The organism is Brachymonas denitrificans (genome assembly GCF_907163135.1).
Taxonomy (GTDB): Bacteria; Pseudomonadota; Gammaproteobacteria; order Burkholderiales; family Burkholderiaceae_C; genus Brachymonas; species Brachymonas denitrificans_A.
The window spans coordinates 765,821-782,592 of sequence record NZ_CAJQUA010000001.1; the positions used below are offsets into that span (position 1 = coordinate 765,821).

The following is a 16,772-nucleotide window of genomic DNA, read 5'->3' on the forward strand; positions in this document are numbered from 1 at the left end:
CTGGCGGCTTGCCCTTTGGGTGGGCTTCTGCAATGGACAAAGACATGGCAATCACAATGACTGAAGCGGCGGCCCGCCACGTGAACCGCTCGCTCACCAAACGCGGCAAGGGTCTGGGAGTGCGCCTCGGCGTGAAGACCACGGGTTGCTCCGGCCTGGCCTACAAGCTCGAATATGTGGACGAGGCCGAGCCGGAAGACGTGATCTTCGAACAGCACGGCGTGAAAGTGCTGGTCGATCCGAAGAGCCTGTCGTACATCGACGGCACTGAGCTCGACTATGTGCGCGAAGGCCTGAACGAGGGCTTCAAGTTTCTCAATCCGCGCGAGCGCGACCGTTGCGGTTGCGGCGAGAGCTTCCGCGTCTGACGCAGCATGAACCTGCAGGACAACGATTTCGAACTGTTCCAGTTGCCGCTTCGGCAACAGCTGGATCTGGCCGACCTGGACCAGCGCTGGAAGACGCTGCAGCGCCAGGTGCACCCGGACCGCTTCGTGGCGCAGGGGGCTGCGGCGCAGCGGGTGGCCATGCAGTGGTCGGTGCGTATCAACGAAGCCTACCAGCGGCTGAAGGATCCGCTCAAGCGCGCGGCCTATCTGTGCGAACTGGCGGGTGTGCCCGTGGAGGCGCACAGCAACACGGCCATGCCGGCGGACTTTCTGATGCAGCAGATGGAATGGCGCGAGGCGCTGGATGATGCGGACGATGCAGGAGCCTTGCAGAGCCTGGCCGGCGAAGTGGAACAGGCACGGCGCGATGCATTGCAGCAGGTGACGAGCGCCATCGACGAACAGCAGGACATGCCCGCCGCGGCTGCGCTGGTGCGCCGCATGATGTTCATCCAGAAGTTTGCACAGGAAGTGCGTCAGCGGCAGTTGCAGCAGCAATTGCAGCAGGGCTGATCGTTCTGTCGGTGGCATTCACGCACCGCCGGTAAGGCTGCCGATGGGCAGGGTGGGGCGGGGCTCCAAGTCTGGGACAATACGGCCTGCCTCCAGAAGGCGGCCGGTTTTCCCCTCGTGCAGCGCAAACCGGCGTTGCACAGAAACAGTTTCTTTATGGCACTCCTCCAGATCTCCGAACCCGGGCAATCGCCCAATCCGCACGAGCGGCGCATTGCCGTCGGCATCGACCTGGGCACCACGCACTCGCTGGTGGCCTCCATGCGCCACGGCCTGGCCGAGTGCCTGCCGGATGCGGATGGCAAGGTGATTCTGCCTTCGGCGGTGCGCTATCTGGACAACGGTGGCCGCCAGATCGGCGCCGAGGCCTTGCGCCATCTGACAGATGATCCGCAGAACACCATCGTGTCGGTCAAGCGCTTCATGGGGCGCAGCCTGGACGATATCCGCGCCAGCCATGGCGAGCATCTGCCCTACGAGTTTGTGGCAGAGGATCCGGCCAAGGGCATGGTGCGCATCCGCACGCGCGGCGGCGACAAATCTCCGGTGGAGGTGAGCGCCGAGATTCTGGCTACGCTGCGTTATCGCGCGGAAGATACTTTCAATGACGACCTGTACGGTGCCGTGATCACCGTGCCGGCCTATTTCGATGACGCCCAGCGCCAGGCGACCAAGGATGCGGCCCAGTTGGCCGGCCTGCAGGTACTGCGCCTGATCAACGAACCGACCGCGGCGGCCATTGCCTACGGGCTGGACAACGCCAGCGAAGGCGTCTATGCCGTGTTCGACCTGGGCGGCGGTACCTTCGATATTTCCATCCTGCGCCTGGCGCAAGGCGTGTTCGAGGTGATTGCCACCAGCGGCGATTCCGCGCTGGGCGGTGATGACTATGATCGCGCGCTGGTGCAACAGGTGCTGGAGCGCGCCGGCGTGTCGGTCGGCACTGCCGAAGACCGCGCGGCGTTGATGGTGGCGGCGCGAGCCTGCAAGCATGCGCTGACGGAAAGCGAAAGCGCAGAGTTCATCGCCGAGCTGTCCACCGGAACGCTGCAGCAGACCGTTACCCGTGCGGACTTCGACGCCGCTACCGCAGCCCTGACGCAGCGCTGCATGCAGGTGGTGCAGACCACGCTGCACGATGCGCAATTGCTGCCGTCGGATGTGCAGGGCGTGGTGATGGTGGGCGGCTCCACCCGCATGCCGCACATCCAGCAGGCCGTGGGCCGCTTCTTCGGCACCACGCCGCTGACCAACCTGAATCCCGACGAGGTGGTGGCGCTGGGCGCCGCCATCCAGGCCAACCAGCTGGCCGGCAACAGCACCAACGGCGAATTGCTGCTGCTGGACGTGATTCCGCTCTCGCTGGGCATCGAGACCATGGGCGGGCTGGTGGAGCGCATCATCCCGCGCAACCAGACCATTCCGGTGGCCATGGCGCAGGATTTCACCACCTATCAGGACGGCCAGACCGCCATGAGCCTGCACGTGGTGCAGGGCGAGCGCGACATGGTGCAGGATTGCCGCAGCCTGGCGCGCTTCACGCTGCGCGGCATTCCGCCGATGGCGGCCGGTGCAGCGCGCATCCGCGTGACCTTTACCGTGGATGCCGACGGCCTGCTGCACGTGAGCGCCCGCGAGCAGGGCAGTGGCGTGGAGGCCAGCATCGAGGTCAAGCCGAGCTACGGCCTGAGCGATGACGCCATCGCCACCATGCTGCAGGAAAGCTTCACTACCGCCGAACAGGACATGGCCGCGCGTGCGCTGGCAGAGGCCCGCGTCGATGCCGACCGCATGGTGCTGGCAACGCGCAGTGCCCTGGCGGCCGATGGCGACCTGCTCACAGAAGCCGAACGCCAGTCCATCGAATGGCTGATCGTGGCCCTGCAGGAAACGGCCAAGGGCAGCCAGCCAGCCGACATCGAGGCAGCCACCAAGGCGCTGGCTACCGGCACCGAAGCCTTTGCCGCCATGCGCATGAACCGCGGCATCCAGCAGGCGCTGGCCGGCCACAATATCGAAGAAATCTGATTTTCAGGAGCGGCACCCATGCCTATCATCAAGATCCTGCCCCACGCGGAATACTGTCCCGAGGGCACCGAAGTCCAGATCCCGACAGGCACCACCATCTGCCAGGGCCTGCTGGACAACAACATCAACATGGAGCACGCCTGCGACATGGTCTGCGCCTGCACCACCTGCCACGTCATCGTGCGCGAGGGCTTCAACAGCCTGAGCGAGCAGGACGAGTGCGAGGAAGACATGCTGGACCGTGCCTGGGGCCTGGAGCCCAACTCGCGCCTGTCCTGCCAGGCCATGGTGGGCACGCAGAACCTGACGATCGAGATCCCCAAGTACTCGATCAACCACGCCAAGGAAAACCACTGAGCGGCGGGTACTCACCCTGCATGTTTCACCCAGGGCTGCCGCGTGCAGCCCTTATCATTGCCCCATGCGCCAGATCATTCTCGACACCGAAACCACCGGCCTGGAAGTTTCCGACGGCAACCGCATCATCGAGATCGGCTGCGTGGAGCTCATCAACCGCCAGCTTACCGGCAACAACCTGCACCTGTACATCAACCCCGAGCGCGACAGCGAGGAGGGCGCGCTGCGGGTGCACGGGCTGACGACCGAGTTCCTGAGCGACAAGCCGAAGTTTGCGCAGATCGTGGAGGACTTTCTCGCCTATGTGCAGGATGCGGAAGTCATCATCCACAACGCGGCGTTCGATACGCGCTTTCTGGACCACGAACTGCAGTTGCTGGGCCGCGATCCCTTCCGCGCGCATGTGACCGGCGTAGTCGATTCGCTGGCGCTGGCCAAGGAGCAGTTTCCGGGCAAGCGCAATTCGCTGGATGCGCTGTGCGACCGTTTCGGCATCGACAACTCCAGCCGTACGCTGCACGGCGCCTTGCTGGACGCGGAGCTGCTGGCGGATGTATACATCAGCCTCACGCGCGGGCAGGAATCACTGATGATGGAGACGGGGCCGGGCGACGACAGCCAGGGCCCGGGTGCGGTGCTGGTGGATCTGAGCGGCATCCAGCTGCCGGTGCTGCGCGCCAGTGCGCATGAACTGGAGGCGCATGCCGCCATGTTGCTGGTGATCGACAAGGCCAGTGGCGACAAGACCATCTGGAAAAAAATTTCGACGGGCTTGCAGACAAGCTGAAAACCGTGCCATAATAGCGGCTTCAGCGGTTGACGAACACAAGTTCTTCAGCGGCAAACAAGACAAGGGTGATTAGCTCAGCGGTAGAGCACTGCCTTCACACGGCAGGGGTCACATGTTCGATCCATGTATCACCCACCATATAAAGGCACTTGATGGCGACATCAGGTGCCTTTTTCTTTGGCGTGCACTCCCGGCGACATCGGCAGGCGGGATGCTGCGTGTAGTATTGCCTCACTTCCATCTCCAAACCCTGGACCGGCAGAAACGGCTGTGCTTCAGACAAGACGCCAGCAAGGCGCACAAAGAGGGTGTATGAGCGCAGACAACCATCCCCGCCAGGAAAACCCGCGCATCGGGCGCTATCTGGGCAATGCCGTGCGGCACGAAGTCATGGCGACGCTGTGGGTGATGCGGCGGGAGTGGGTGCTGTGGCTGGTGCCGCTGGCTGTGTTGCTGGTGCTGGCCTTCCTGCTGCTGCCGTTTCCGCCGGATACGCTGCGCATCGCCAGAGGACAGCCGGATTCCGGCATCGAGGCCATGGCCCGGCGCTATGCGGCGGAGCTGGCGCTGAGGGGCGTCAAGGTGGAGTTTGTCGATTCCCAGGGCGCCCCCGACAATCTGCGACTGGTGAGCGAGGATCGGGCGGAGGTGGGTTTTTCGCAGGCGGGACTGCCGCCGGTAAAGGAGGTGGAAAGCCTGGGCAGCGTTGCGTACCAGCCGCTGTGGCTGTTCCATCGTCCGTCCGTGGTGTCCGGGGAAAGCCTGGGTACCGCCTTGCGCGGCAAGCGGGTGGCGATCGGCTCGTCGGGAAGCGGTACGCAGCTGATGGCAAGGCGCCTGATGGAGCATCTGGCGCCCGAGGTCCGGCAGTCCATCGAGACGGTGCCGCTGAGCAATGCCGAGATGGTGGCAGCACTGCAATCGGGGGCGGTGGATGCGGGGTTTCTGGCGTCCAGCTATGAAGCGGGCCATGTGCAGTCCTTGCTGCGCAATCGGGGGCTGGGGCTGTGGAATTTTTCCCATATGGATGGCCATGCCAGGCTGGAACCGAATATCTATCCGGTGGTGATGCCGTCCGGTACGGCCATGCTGGAGCCGCCCTTGCCGGCGCAGGATATCCATATGGTGGCGGGCACCATGACGCTGGTGGTGCGACCTGAACTGCACAGCGCAACCAAGTATCTGCTGCTGGACATCAGCCGGCGTCTTGCGGCGGAGGAACTCGATCCGTTTACGGAACCGGGGGATTTTCCGGTGCTGGCGAGGGATGGGCTGGAGCATGGCAAGGTGGCGCGGCGCTACTACGAGAGCGGCTTGCCCACGGCCTGGAATTACCTGCCGTACTGGCTGGCCACGCTGATCGACTCGGCCTGGCTGGGGCTGCTGGCGTTGCTGGGGCTGCTGTTCCCCTTGTTCAAGAGTTTGCCGAACAACCGCAGCCTGTATTACTCGGCGCTGGAGAGCGAGCGTTATCACGATCTGCTGGAACTGGAAGCGGCACTGAGCCGGGCACGCGGGCGCAGCGACTTGCTGGCATTGCTCAAGCGGGTGCACGCCCTGCAGGAGCGGCTGCGATCCATGTGGCTGCCTCAGGGCGCAAAGCAGAAGTTCGGCACGCTGCTGACGGCCAGCATGGAGCTCGAGGCCAAAATTCGGGAGGCGTTGCGGCGCTAGGGCTCGGCACAGGGCCGGTCACAACCGCTTGGACATGCTGGCGCTTACTGCGACAGCGTCGAATACAGCCGTGTCAGCACCTTGGGCAGGCGCGTCGCATCCGGCACCACCACGTAATGGTGCGTGCCGAACAGGTGCGGCAGGTATTCGCCCGCCTCGCGGTCGATCGTCACGCAGAAGGGCACCAGCCCGGCCTTGCGCGCTTCCAGGACGGCCTGGCGCGTATCCTCGATGCCGTAGCGGCCTTCGTAGTGGTCCAGGTCATTCGGCTTGCCATCGGTCACCAGCAGCAGCAGGCGCTTGTGCGCGGGTTGCTTGAGCAGGATCTCCGTGGACTGGCGGATGGCCGCGCCCATGCGGGTGTAGAACCCCGGAGTCAGGGCAGCAATGCGGCCGCGCGTGACTTCGTTGTAGGATTCGTCAAAGCCCTTGAGCGTGAGGTAGCGCACCTGCTTGCGTTTGAGCGACGAAAAACCGTACAGCGCAAACGCATCGCCCGAGGCCTGCAGCGCCTCGGCAAACAGCATCAGGCTGTCCTTCACCACATCGATCACCGAGCTGGCTTGCTGGCCCTTGCCGACCCAGGCTTCGGTCGATAGCGACACGTCTGCCAGCAGCAGGCAGGCGAGGCTGCGCTCATTGCGCGGGGTATCCAGATAGAAGTTGCCGGTGGATTCGGCCTTGCCGGACTGCACTTCGGTAAAGAAGCGCACTACCCGATCCAGATCGAGGTCCATGCCGTCGATCTGGCCGAAGCGGCGGTTGCGCTGCGGTGCCAGCGCCTGGAACTGGCGGCGCAGGCGGTGCGCGCTGCGCTGCAGGCGTTCCGGCAGCTCGGTGGGGTGCGAGTTCTTCGGCAGCATGGGCTGCACGCAGCAATGTTCCGGCACCAGTTGCTGGGTGCGGTAATTCCACTCGGGCAGCAGAATGCCGGGGCCGAGCGGCGTGTCATCATAGTCGCTGGCCGGCAGGTCCAGATCGAGCTTGAGGCGGGAGGAGCGCTTCTTGGTGTCGCGCGCAATGGCCAGTTCGTCCATATCGTCGGCGGCGCGAAGGTCGCCCAACTCGTCATCGTCGTCGTGCCGGTTCACCTTGACGAAATTGTCCCAAGTGAAGATGGATTCGGCGCGGAAAATCATCAGCGGGCCGTTCTTGCGCTCGTCCTGCTCGGCCTGCTTGGCGCGGTAGCGGCGCTTCTTCTTCGACTCGGCCTGTTGGTGCTGGACTGCTTCGGGGTCGGTATCCTCGTCGTCACTTTTGCGCTGGGGTGTCGGCATGGACGGCGGCGCAGGGTGCGACCACAGATGCACCGGCATGATACCTTCCAGGCTGTTGACCGGGGTTGCGACGGGCTGGCCAGGATGCTCCAGCGCCGCGCGGATGGCCTTTTCCGTGTCGGCCTGGGCGGCCGGCATCATGGCCAGGTTGCCGCGCAGCGGAAGATAGGCTGCTACCAGTTCCCGATACACCTCTGCCAGCCCGGGCATGGCCGTCAGGCAGCGCTGCGTGGCCTCCTGGTTGGTGCGCAACCAGTCGCTTCGGGCTTCGCTCAGCTCGGGCACGTATTCGGCGCTGAGTGCCAGCAGCCAGAAGTACAGCTTGCGGTTCAGATCCTTCTGCGGAAACAGATCGATCTGCTCGGGCAGGAAGAGCGATTTGTCGTCGGCCCACGCCAGTTCCACCCGGTCATTGGTGCCGGCGATGCGTTCCAGCAAGGAGCGCTTGCCCTGGTGCTCGGTACCCACCGTGCTGCGCAGGCCCAGCGCAGGGTTGCCGCCCATGGCGCGGAAAAATATCGGCGCGAGTTTTTCCATGCTGTCCAGCCGCACGGAGGCCTGCGGATAGCCGCGATAGGCGGCTTTCCGGATCAGTGAGTCCCACCAGCTGCCGACTTTCTCTTCCATGGCCGTACTTCCTTCAGGCGATCAGTCAGGCCGGAAACTGCGTGTCGACAATGGATTGCAGTGCGGCAACCGTATCGGCTTCGTCCGACAGCGGCTCGACCAGCGCGGCGCTGCAGGCCATGCGCGGCGGCATGCCGGCGGCGATCAGCTTGGCGGCGTACACCAGCAGACGCGTGCTGACCGATTCTTCCAAGTCGTAGCCCTGCAGGCGGCGCAGGCTGGTGGCCAGGCCGACCAGGCGCTGGGCCACTTCGGCGCTCACGCCGCCTTCCTGCTGCACCACGCCGATTTCCACCTGCGGCGGCGGAAAATCGAAGGACATGGCGACGAAACGCTGGCGCGTGGACGGCTTGAGCGTCTTCAGCACGTGCTGGTACCCGGGGTTGTACGACACCACCAGCATGAAGCTGTCGGGTGCATGCAGCACCTCGCCGGTGCGCTCGATCGGCAGGATGCGGCGGTCATCGGTGAGCGGGTGCAGCACCACGGTGGTGTCCTTGCGCGCCTCGACCACTTCGTCCAGATAGCAGATGCCGCCCTTGCGTACGGCTTGCGTGAGCGGGCCGTCGCACCACACGGTGCTGCCGGCGGTGATCAAATGGCGGCCGATCAGGTCGGCAGCGGTGAGGTCGTCATGGCAGCTGACGGTGTACAGCGGCAGCTTCAGGCGCGCTGCCATATGGGCCACGAAACGGGTCTTGCCGCAGCCGGTGGGGCCTTTGATCAGCATGGGCAGGTGCTGCTTCCAGGCCTCCTCGAACAATTCGCATTCCTGGCCGGTGGGCTGGTAGTAGGGGATATCGAAGACGGGTTCGTTCATGGCGTTCATCAGGGGTACTCCAGAATCGTTGCGAAGCGCGGGCGTTCACCAGAAGGCCAGCATCAGGCCGCCACAGGCCAGCGCGAGCCAGAGTTGCACGAAAAGGCGCAGGTAGAGTGGGGCGTGGCGCAATTCCATGAAATGCTCGGCCACCAGAAAGCCCTTGATCCAGGCCATGGCCAGGGCGACGATGCCAAGGCGGAAGGGCCAGGCAATGCCGGACTCGGCAAGAAAGGCCGCGACGCCCGTGAGGGTCAGCAGAATCGCCGTGATGATGGCGATCCCGACGGGAAAACTGGAACTGCGCATGGGGGCACTATCTCCTGAACAGGCAGGCGCCGCATTGACGCCGGCGAAGAAAACGGGGCTTCAGTGGGCGATGTAGACCAGTGCAAACAGCACCAGCCAGACCAGGTCGACCATGTGCCAGTAGGACGCCACGGTTTCCACCCAGTAGGCCTGCTCTTCGCCGCAGCTTGCCACGGATCGCAGGCGCACCCACACCATGCCGATAAAGACCATGCCCAGAATGACGTGGAGGTAGTGGAAGAAGGTGAGCGAGAAATAGAACATCCAGTAGTCGTCGGTGGCCATGTCGTAGCCGGCATTGAGCTTCACCACGAAGTCGGTCATTTTCAGCATGAGAAAGCCGGCGCCGAAGGCCAGCGCCGTCATCAGCGCCTTGCGTACCTGGGCCGGCTGCGCCTGCGGCCGCGTGGCCAGCGATACGGCCCAGGCGGCAGCGGCACTGCCGAGAATCAGCAGCACGGTGTTGATCAGGGCCAGCGTCAGATCCAGTTGCGCCTGGCCCTGCAGGAAGACTTCGGGCTGCTTCGCGCGCGACCAGGCATAGGCACCGAAGAAGAAGCCGAACACGGCCAGCTCGATCATGATGAAGATCCACATCGCCATGTCGCCGGGGATGTTGCGTTCGCCGGGGATACGGCGTGGAGCCGGGGGCGTGGTGTCGGGGGGAAGGGGGGTGGACCTTGCGTCGGACTGCATGCAATGCCTCCTGAAAGCCGGAGCATGGCCCGGCAGAAATAAAAAGGGGCGGCGTTGCCGCGCCGCCCCAAAGCCGCCCCGGAAAGCGGCTGGGTGAAAATCCGGTGATCAGCGCAGGGCCTTGGCTTTCTCGCCTCCGTTGAAGAAGCTCCAGACATAGGCACCCAGGCCAGCCAGGAAGGTGAAGCCGGCAATCAGGCGCAGGTAGTAGAAGATCACGATCTTGTCCTGCGTCATCATGAAGTTCAGCGGCGTGTCGCTATAGCGCTGCAGCCAGACCTGCACGATGCCGGCGCCCGTCAGGAACAGGGTGATGAACACCATGGAGACGGTCATCAGCCAGAAGCCCCACATTTCCCAGATCTGCGACCGGTTGCTGTTGGCTTCGCGGCCGTTGATGATGGGCATGGTGTAGGAGATCATGCACATCACGACCATGGCGTAGGCACCGTAGAAGGCCATGTGGCCGTGGCTGGCAGTGATCTGCGTACCGTGCGTCCAGTAGTTGACGAAGGACAGGGTGTGCAGGAAGCCCCACACGCCGGCGCCCAGGAAGCCCATCACGGCGCAGCCCAGAGCCCACAGCACGGCGGCCTTGTTGGGGTGCTCGCGGCGGCGCTTGTTGACCACGTTGAAGGCGAAGATCGTCAGCATGAAGAAGGGGATCGGCTCCAGGGCGGAGAACACGGAACCCCACACCAGCCAGAAGCCGGGCGTACCAATCCAGAAGTAGTGGTGGCCGGTACCGATGATGCCGGAGATCAGCGTCATGGCGATGATCAGGTACAGCCATTTTTCGATCACTTCGCGGTCGACGCCGGTCACCTTCACCAGCACGAAGGCCAGCATGGCGCCCATGATCAGTTCCCACACGCCTTCCACCCACAGGTGCACCACCCACCACCAGTAGAACTTGTCACGGGCGAGGTTGTGCGGGTTGTAGAACGCGAACAGGAAGAAGATGGCCAGGCCCCACAGACCGATCATCATCACCAGGCTGATGGTGGTCTTGCGACCCTTGGCCATGGTCATGGACAGGTTGTACAGGAAGCCCAGGGCCACGACCACGATGCCGATCTTGGTGATCAGCGGCTGCTCCAGGAACTCGCGCCCCATGGTGGCCAGCAGGTCGTTGCCGGTCATCTCGGCCAGCGTGGAGTAGGGCACCATCAGGTAGCCGACGATGGTCAGCGCACCGGCAACCAGGAAGATCCAGAACAGCGCAAGCGCCAGTTTCGGGCTGTGCAACTCGCGTTCGCACTCTTCGGGAATCAGGTAGTAGCCTGCGCCCATGAAGCCGAACAGCAGCCACACGATCAGCAGGTTGGTGTGCACCATGCGGGCGATGTTGAACGGAATCGCCGGGAACAAGAAGTCGCCCCAGATGTACTGCGCGCCCATGATCAGGCCGAAGATGATCTGGCCGACGAACAGGCCGATGGCGGCGATGAAATACGGCTTGGCGACCGCCTGTGAGGCGTACTTAACTTTGGCCGGGCTGGGAGCCACGTCGGCCGGCGCCACGGGTGCCAGTCTTTCGGCATCCACAGGCAAGGTTACGCTTGTCATGCTTTTCTCCTCAATCGTTTAAAGAATAGTTCCGGACCGGGGGTCAGCCTTCCTTGTTGGGCGGCCAGTTGTGGGTCTTGATTTCGGAGCTGTATTTCAGGAATGCCACCAGATCGTCGAGCTGGGCGTCGGTCAGGTGGAAGTTGGGCATCTGGCGGCGGCCGGGAACCTTGCTCGGCTGGGATTTCATCCAGGCCTTGATGAACTCGGGACCACGGCGCGGGTACACGTTGCCGAGTTCGGGCGCGAAGTACGCGCCTTCACCCAGCATGGTGTGACAGCCGATGCAGTTGTTGGTTTCCCAGATCTTCTTGCCGCGCACCACCTGGTCGGTAATGGCGGCGCGGTTGTCGTACTGGGGGAAGCTCCGCTCGGTCTGGAATGTGAGTGCCAGAAAGAGCAGGAAGAAGAACGTCGATCCGCCGTAAAAGATATTACGGGCCGTCGACTTGGTGAAGCTAGCTGCCATGCCACATCCTTTCTGTAAGTGCCTTTGCAACACGATGTAATGTAAGTTTCACGCGGCTCCGGAGGCATTGACCCCAATCAATCAAAAACCGGCCGGTCCGTTTGTACACTGGAGCCTCGAAATCGGCAGTACAAGGATGGTTATTCATGAAGAACACCAAGAATGCATGCACAGTGGAGACCACCGGTGCTTCGCGGCCCGAATCGGGGCCGCTGGTCAGCCTGGTAGGAGCAGGCCCGGGCGACCCGGAGCTCCTGACGCTGCGGGCGCTACGGCGGCTGCGCGAGGCAGACGTGGTGCTTTACGATCTGCTGGTTTCGCAAGAGATCCTCGACTTGATTCCCGAACGGTGCGAATGCATTTGCGTAGGCAAGCGTGCAAACAGGCATATGTTGCCACAGGAAGAGACAAACCGCATGATTGTCAACAAGGCGCGTAAGGGCTTGCGGGTGGTTCGCCTCAAGGGCGGCGATCCGTTCATGTTCGGCCGCGGCGGCGAGGAGATGCAGGAACTGGCCAGCGAGGGCATTCCCTGCGAGGTGGTGCCGGGTGTGACGGCGGCCATGGGGGCGGCATCCAGCACCGGCATTCCGCTCACGCACCGCGATCATGCGCAGATGGTGAGTTTCGTGACGGGACACCGCAAGAAGGACTGTGATGATCTGGAATGGGTGCGCCACCTCAACCCGGCGTCCACGCTGGTGGTGTACATGGGTTTGGGCGAGGCGCCGCGCATTGCGGCCGAGCTGATGGCGCACGGCCACGCTGCCGAAACGCCGGTGGCGGCTGTGGCCAGTGCCACCACGCCGCAGCAGCGCGTGGTGACGACCACGCTGGGTGCGCTGGCGCAGACGCTGGCAGGCTCAGGACTGGAGTCGCCGGTGCTGCTGATCATCGGCAGCGTGGTGACGCTGCATGGGGATCTCTACCCGCTGATCGAGCAGGCGAAGCGGGGCATGCCGGAAATGGCCTGAGCAGCCAGCTTGCTTGCCCTGCTCGGAGTGTTCGGGCGGATGACCGCCCAGCGCAGCACACGGTCACTCGGCTGGCGGCAATCGGCAGGCGGAACAGTGGCGCCGCTTTTTGTTGGACACGCGTGCGCGCCCCGTCAGTCTTCCTCGGGAAATTCTGGCGCGATGCGCATCAGCACGCCGTCGTAATTCTCCTCGGGCTCGACGCGATAATCCAGCCCGCGATCGGCCAGCATGGACACCAGCGGCTGCGGAAAGCGCGGCAGCAGGAAGGCCCAGTAGCCGCAGGCGGGCACGGGGTCGGCAATGGCGTCCATGATGACCAGCATGGGTTCTGGCGGCGGCAACTTGCGCAGGTCGATCGGCTTGACCGGTTCGGATGCGTGGCTGTCAGTCATGGAGGCTCCCGGGGAATGTTGTTATTGGCTGGTGGGCTGGATGGCCCGGACCTGCCGGACATCCGGCAGGGATCAGGACTTGGTCTTGGCAGAGGTTTGTGCGAACAGCAGCATGCCCGAGGGGTTGCTGACGGTGATGTCCTTGCCGTCGACCTGGATGAAGCCGGCCGTGGTGAGCTGGTTGAGCACGCGCGAGAAGGTCTCGGGTGCCAGGCTCAGGCGCGAAGCGATCAGGTTCTTGTTGACGGGCAGGCTGACGGTGAAAGCCTCTGCTTCCGGCGTCTCGCTCAGTTGTACCAGATAGCCCGCAACGCGCTGCAGCGGGTTTTCCATGGAGTAGCGCTCCACGTCCTGCACGAAGGTGTGCAGGCGCATGGACAGGCCGGCCAGCAGGTGGCGCGCGAAGGACTTGTCGGTTTCGATGGCGTCGGAAATCACGCTCTCGCTCACGTGCAGCAGCATGCTGTCTTCGAGCACATGGGCGCTGACCGGATAGGGGCGACGCAGGAACATGACGGCTTCGCCGAAGCTCTGGCCGGTCTGCACGATCTCGATGACCTTCTCGTTGCCCTGCGGCGAGGTGATGAAGAGCTTGACGCGGCCATAGACCACCAGCCAGAGCCCGTCGCAGGGGTCGTCGCGGTGGAACAGGTCGCGGCCTTTTTCGATGCGGATTTCCCGGATGCCGGGCATGAGGGACTCGATCTGGGCGTCGTTCAGCTCCTGGAACAGGGGTTGGTAGCGAACCAGCTTGCGGACGTCGACTTCTTTTCTCATGCCTCGGATCTGACAGGGGGGTTGGGACTGGCCGCCAATCAGTGGCTGGTGCCCTCCGATCGCGTGACCTTGTTGTAGACATTGTATTTGCCAATCGGCTTGGACATGGGCAATGCCTTGACCTCGCGGAAGGTCTTTGCGTCGACAATGACCAGTTCTCCGGGATTTTCCATGATGCTGACCAGCGCGTAGCGGCCGTCGCGCGTGAATTCGACGTGGGCGTTGGTCTTGCCGGGGCGCAGCCTGAGCTGGCGCACGACTTCCAGCGTGCGCTTGTCGATGATGGAGATGGTGTCTTTCGCCGTCGGCGACATCATGGAATCGACCCAGGCGTAGGGCGTGTCTTCATGGCTGCGCAGGAAGAAGCCGGGGCCGGGGATGGGGATCTCCTTGGCCACTTTCCAGCTCTGCATGTCGATCACGGTGACCGTGGGCGTGTTCAGGTTTGTGGAGGCCATGTAGAGGCGGCCGTTGGCCTTGAAGGTGATGCCCGAGCCCAGGTGCGGCATGCCGCGCAACGGCAGTTCGGCGACCTTGCCACGCGAGACCAGCGAGATGACTTGCGCCTTGCCGTCGCGCGAGGCACCCATGACGTACTTGTAGTCGGGGTCGAAGTAGAAGTCGTCCAGCACCATCTGCAGCGGCGTGACGCGCGGATTGAGGAAGCCCTTGGTGGGGATGCCTTCCTTCATCTTGTAATCGTGCACGAAGCCGGAGTAGAAGGGCTCGGCCTTGGGGTCGTAGGAGATGCTCCAGAGTTCGGGGGCGTCCTTGAGGGCGACGACGAAGCTGTTGCGGGGGGCGGCGTCATACACGGCGGAGACGCGAGAAGACTTGCCTTCGCGGTCCTTCACCGGGTAGGTGCGCACCGGCTTGAGGCCGCGTGCGTCCAGCAGTACCAGATTCTGCGGCAGGGTGTTGCCGGCCAGCACCCACTTGCCGTCGGAGGAGACCGCCACGTTGCGCGTGTTGATGCCGACGCGAATTTCCGCCACCTTCTTCAGCGTGTACAGGTCGTACTGGCTGACCCAGCCGTCGCGGCTGGCGAAGTAGACGAAGCGGCCATCCGGCGTGAATTTCGGGCCGCCGTGCAGCGCGAAATGCGATTGGAAGCGCGTGATGGGGGTGAAGGTGTCGCCGTCGATCACGCTGACATGGTGGTCGCCGGCTTCCACCACCACGAACAGGTTGTGCGGATCATTGACCTTGAAGGCGGGCTTGACCTTGTCGGAGTAGTCGGGCTTGACGAACTCGCGGTGCGAGGCGCGCATTTCGGCCGCGGTCCAGCCGACCGGCTTGGCGGGGGGCTGCTGGACCCAGCGCGCCAGGCCCTGGATTTCGGGTTCGCTGAGTTTTCCGGCGTAGCCTGCCATCTGCGTGGCGGGGCGGCCTTCGCGGATCACGCGCAGTACTTCGGCGGGCTTGATGCGCTCCAGATTCTCGGGCAGCAGGGCGGGGCCCATGGCGCCGAGGCGCTCGCTGCCGTGGCAGGTGGCGCATTGCTGGCGGTAAAGGGTGGCGAGACGGATGTCGGGGATGGCGGCCGGCTGGTGCGCGCGCTGCATCCATTCCAGCATCTGGGAGTTGCCGCTGCCAGGCGCAGCCTGGGCGCAAGCGGTGAAGGTCAGGCCGGCAAGGCTGCCCAGCCCCAGCATGGCGGTGGCAAGGGTGCGTGCCAGGGGGCTGGCCCTGCGGGAAATCATGCCTGGGCGCATGGTGCGACCTCCTGTTCGTCGAGGGAAAGCGGCTGGATCGGAATGCTGCGCAGGCGGCGGGCCAGACGGTGTTCTTCTTCGGAATAGCTGCCGGGCGCAATGCCCAGTTCGGCATCGCTCAGGTAGCAGGCCGGGTCGGCGGCCCAGTAGTCGCCCGTCAGTTCCCAGGCGCGCACGCGGGTGTTGCCGTTGCACAGCGTGAGGTACTGGCAGCTGGCGCAGCGGCCGGTGACCGGGCGCGGCGCCTGCTTGAGGCCCGCCATGAGCGGGTGGCTGGTGTCCTGCCAGATGTCGCCGAAGCTGCGCTCCTTCACGTTGCCGAGGCGGATCTTCCACCACATGGTGTCGGGGTGCACATAGCCGCGGTTGTCGATGTTGGCCACGTTCACGCCGCTGCTGTTGCCGCCCCAGCTGTAGAGTTTCTGCTCGAGTTGGGCAATCTTTTCTTCCTTTTCGGGAAAATGCTTGCGTGCCCATTGCAGCAGATAAACACCATCGGCATCGTTGTTGCCGGTCACGAACTCGCGCGGGCGGCCGTTGCGGATGCTGGCCGCGCAGGCGTCGATCAGCATGTCCATGGCCCAGCGTGTGCGCTGGTGCAGGGCGTCGGTCTCGCGGTTGGCATTGCCGCGGCCGGCGTAGTTGAGGTGCGAGAAATAGAACTTGTCGATGTCCTCGTCATCCACCAGTTGGAGCAGGGCGGGCAGGTCGTGCGCGTTTTCTTCCGTCATGGTGAAGCGCACGCCCACTTTCATGCCATGGTCGTGGCACAGGCGGATGCCGCGCATGGACTGCTCGAAGCTGCCGGGCAGGCCGCGGAAGGCGTCATGCGTGGCGCCGATGCCGTCCAGGCTGACACCGATGTAGTCGAAGCCGATCGAGGCGATATGGCCCACGTTGTGTTCGTCGATCAGCGTGCCGTTGCTGGACAGGCCGGTGTACATGCCCTTGGCCTTGGCGCGGGCGGCAATCTCGAAAATGTCCGGCCGCATCAGCGGCTCGCCGCCCGAAAGGATCAGTACGCGCACGCCGCTGTCATACAGGTCGTCCATCACGCGGAAGACTTCGGCGGTGTCCAGCTCGCCGGCAAAGTCCTTGTTGGCGGCGCTGGCGTAGCAGTGCTGGCAGGTGAGGTTGCAGCGCCGGATCAGGTTCCAGATGACGACCGGGCCGCTGGGCTTGCGGGCTGGAACGAATCGGTCGGGCTGCTCGGACAGCAGGCCTTGCAGATAGGTGGTGAGGCGCAGCATGGGGGTACTCCGTAAACTTCAACGAAAGTAGATCACAGACGGCCGCGGGTGCACTTAATTGCCGTCAATCCTCTGGAAGCTCGCTCGGGCTGCGCCCGGCATGAGGCAAGTGCCCGATCCCGCATTTTCCGCTATTTGCACAG

17 protein-coding genes and 1 tRNA gene are annotated in these 16,772 nt (G+C 63.8%); 8 read left to right on the forward strand and 10 right to left on the reverse strand.

Annotated features, from left to right (window positions below):
* The first annotated feature begins 44 nt into the window (after positions 1-44).
* From iscA to KKQ75_RS03670, 7 genes are all read left to right on the forward strand, one after another.
* Positions 45-368, forward strand: coding sequence for an iron-sulfur cluster assembly protein IscA (iscA, locus tag KKQ75_RS03640; protein ID WP_213360380.1), 324 nt, complete (start codon positions 45-47; stop codon positions 366-368).
* Positions 369-374: 6 nt separating this feature from the next.
* On the forward strand, positions 375-902 hold the full coding sequence (gene hscB / locus KKQ75_RS03645) for a Fe-S protein assembly co-chaperone HscB (protein WP_213360382.1): 528 nt from the start codon (positions 375-377) through the stop codon (positions 900-902).
* Positions 903-1,058: 156 nt separating this feature from the next.
* The gene (hscA, locus tag KKQ75_RS03650) at positions 1,059-2,930 is read left to right on the forward strand and encodes a Fe-S protein assembly chaperone HscA (RefSeq protein WP_213360384.1); all 1,872 of its coding nucleotides are present in this window, start codon (positions 1,059-1,061) and stop codon (positions 2,928-2,930) included.
* An 18-nt stretch (positions 2,931-2,948) separates the two neighbouring features.
* Positions 2,949-3,287 (forward strand): ISC system 2Fe-2S type ferredoxin, encoded by a 339-nt coding sequence (gene fdx / locus KKQ75_RS03655; protein ID WP_213360385.1) that lies wholly within the window; start codon positions 2,949-2,951, stop codon positions 3,285-3,287.
* 64 nt (positions 3,288-3,351) lie between these two features.
* On the forward strand, positions 3,352-4,074 hold the full coding sequence (dnaQ, locus tag KKQ75_RS03660) for a DNA polymerase III subunit epsilon (RefSeq protein WP_213360386.1): 723 nt from the start codon (positions 3,352-3,354) through the stop codon (positions 4,072-4,074).
* A 66-nt stretch (positions 4,075-4,140) separates the two neighbouring features.
* A tRNA-Val gene (locus KKQ75_RS03665) sits at positions 4,141-4,215 on the forward strand.
* Between the two features lie 174 nt (positions 4,216-4,389).
* The gene (locus KKQ75_RS03670) at positions 4,390-5,751 is read left to right on the forward strand and encodes a TAXI family TRAP transporter solute-binding subunit (protein ID WP_213360389.1); all 1,362 of its coding nucleotides are present in this window, start codon (positions 4,390-4,392) and stop codon (positions 5,749-5,751) included.
* A gap of 44 nt (positions 5,752-5,795) precedes the next feature.
* Here KKQ75_RS03670 and KKQ75_RS03675 read toward each other — a convergent pair whose 3' ends face one another.
* From KKQ75_RS03675 to KKQ75_RS03700, 6 genes are all read right to left on the reverse strand, one after another.
* A complete protein-coding gene (locus tag KKQ75_RS03675) occupies positions 5,796-7,655 on the reverse strand; it encodes a nitric oxide reductase activation protein NorD (protein ID WP_213360392.1) in 1,860 nt (619 codons plus the stop codon).
* A gap of 25 nt (positions 7,656-7,680) precedes the next feature.
* Positions 7,681-8,484, reverse strand: coding sequence for a CbbQ/NirQ/NorQ/GpvN family protein (locus KKQ75_RS03680; protein ID WP_213360394.1), 804 nt, complete (start codon positions 8,482-8,484; stop codon positions 7,681-7,683).
* A 36-nt stretch (positions 8,485-8,520) separates the two neighbouring features.
* Positions 8,521-8,784: a cytochrome C oxidase subunit IV family protein gene (locus tag KKQ75_RS03685; protein ID WP_213360396.1), complete on the reverse strand. Its 264-nt coding sequence runs from the start codon at positions 8,782-8,784 to the stop codon at positions 8,521-8,523.
* A 60-nt stretch (positions 8,785-8,844) separates the two neighbouring features.
* A complete protein-coding gene (locus tag KKQ75_RS03690) occupies positions 8,845-9,480 on the reverse strand; it encodes a cytochrome c oxidase subunit 3 (RefSeq protein WP_213360398.1) in 636 nt (211 codons plus the stop codon).
* Between the two features lie 108 nt (positions 9,481-9,588).
* A complete protein-coding gene (locus KKQ75_RS03695) occupies positions 9,589-11,049 on the reverse strand; it encodes a cbb3-type cytochrome c oxidase subunit I (RefSeq protein ID WP_213360401.1) in 1,461 nt (486 codons plus the stop codon).
* Positions 11,050-11,092: 43 nt separating this feature from the next.
* Positions 11,093-11,518, reverse strand: a complete 426-nt coding sequence (locus KKQ75_RS03700) for a c-type cytochrome (RefSeq protein WP_213360403.1) — start codon at positions 11,516-11,518, stop codon at positions 11,093-11,095.
* Positions 11,519-11,664: 146 nt separating this feature from the next.
* On the opposite strand from KKQ75_RS03700, the gene cobA reads away from it, so the two are divergent.
* Positions 11,665-12,492: a uroporphyrinogen-III C-methyltransferase gene (gene cobA, locus KKQ75_RS03705; protein WP_213360405.1), complete on the forward strand. Its 828-nt coding sequence runs from the start codon at positions 11,665-11,667 to the stop codon at positions 12,490-12,492.
* 134 nt (positions 12,493-12,626) lie between these two features.
* Here the strand turns inward: cobA and KKQ75_RS03710 are convergent, their stop codons facing one another.
* The 4 genes from KKQ75_RS03710 to nirJ form a co-directional block, all read right to left on the reverse strand.
* On the reverse strand, positions 12,627-12,887 hold the full coding sequence (locus KKQ75_RS03710; RefSeq protein WP_213360408.1) for a hypothetical protein: 261 nt from the start codon (positions 12,885-12,887) through the stop codon (positions 12,627-12,629).
* A gap of 72 nt (positions 12,888-12,959) precedes the next feature.
* Positions 12,960-13,664, reverse strand: coding sequence for a Crp/Fnr family transcriptional regulator (locus KKQ75_RS03715; protein WP_213360410.1), 705 nt, complete (start codon positions 13,662-13,664; stop codon positions 12,960-12,962).
* Positions 13,665-13,702: 38 nt separating this feature from the next.
* A complete protein-coding gene (locus tag KKQ75_RS03720; RefSeq protein WP_250131109.1) occupies positions 13,703-15,229 on the reverse strand; it encodes a nitrite reductase in 1,527 nt (508 codons plus the stop codon).
* A gap of 134 nt (positions 15,230-15,363) precedes the next feature.
* On the reverse strand, positions 15,364-16,629 hold the full coding sequence (gene nirJ, locus KKQ75_RS03725; protein WP_213360412.1) for a heme d1 biosynthesis radical SAM protein NirJ: 1,266 nt from the start codon (positions 16,627-16,629) through the stop codon (positions 15,364-15,366).
* Between the last annotated feature and the right edge of the window lie 143 nt (positions 16,630-16,772).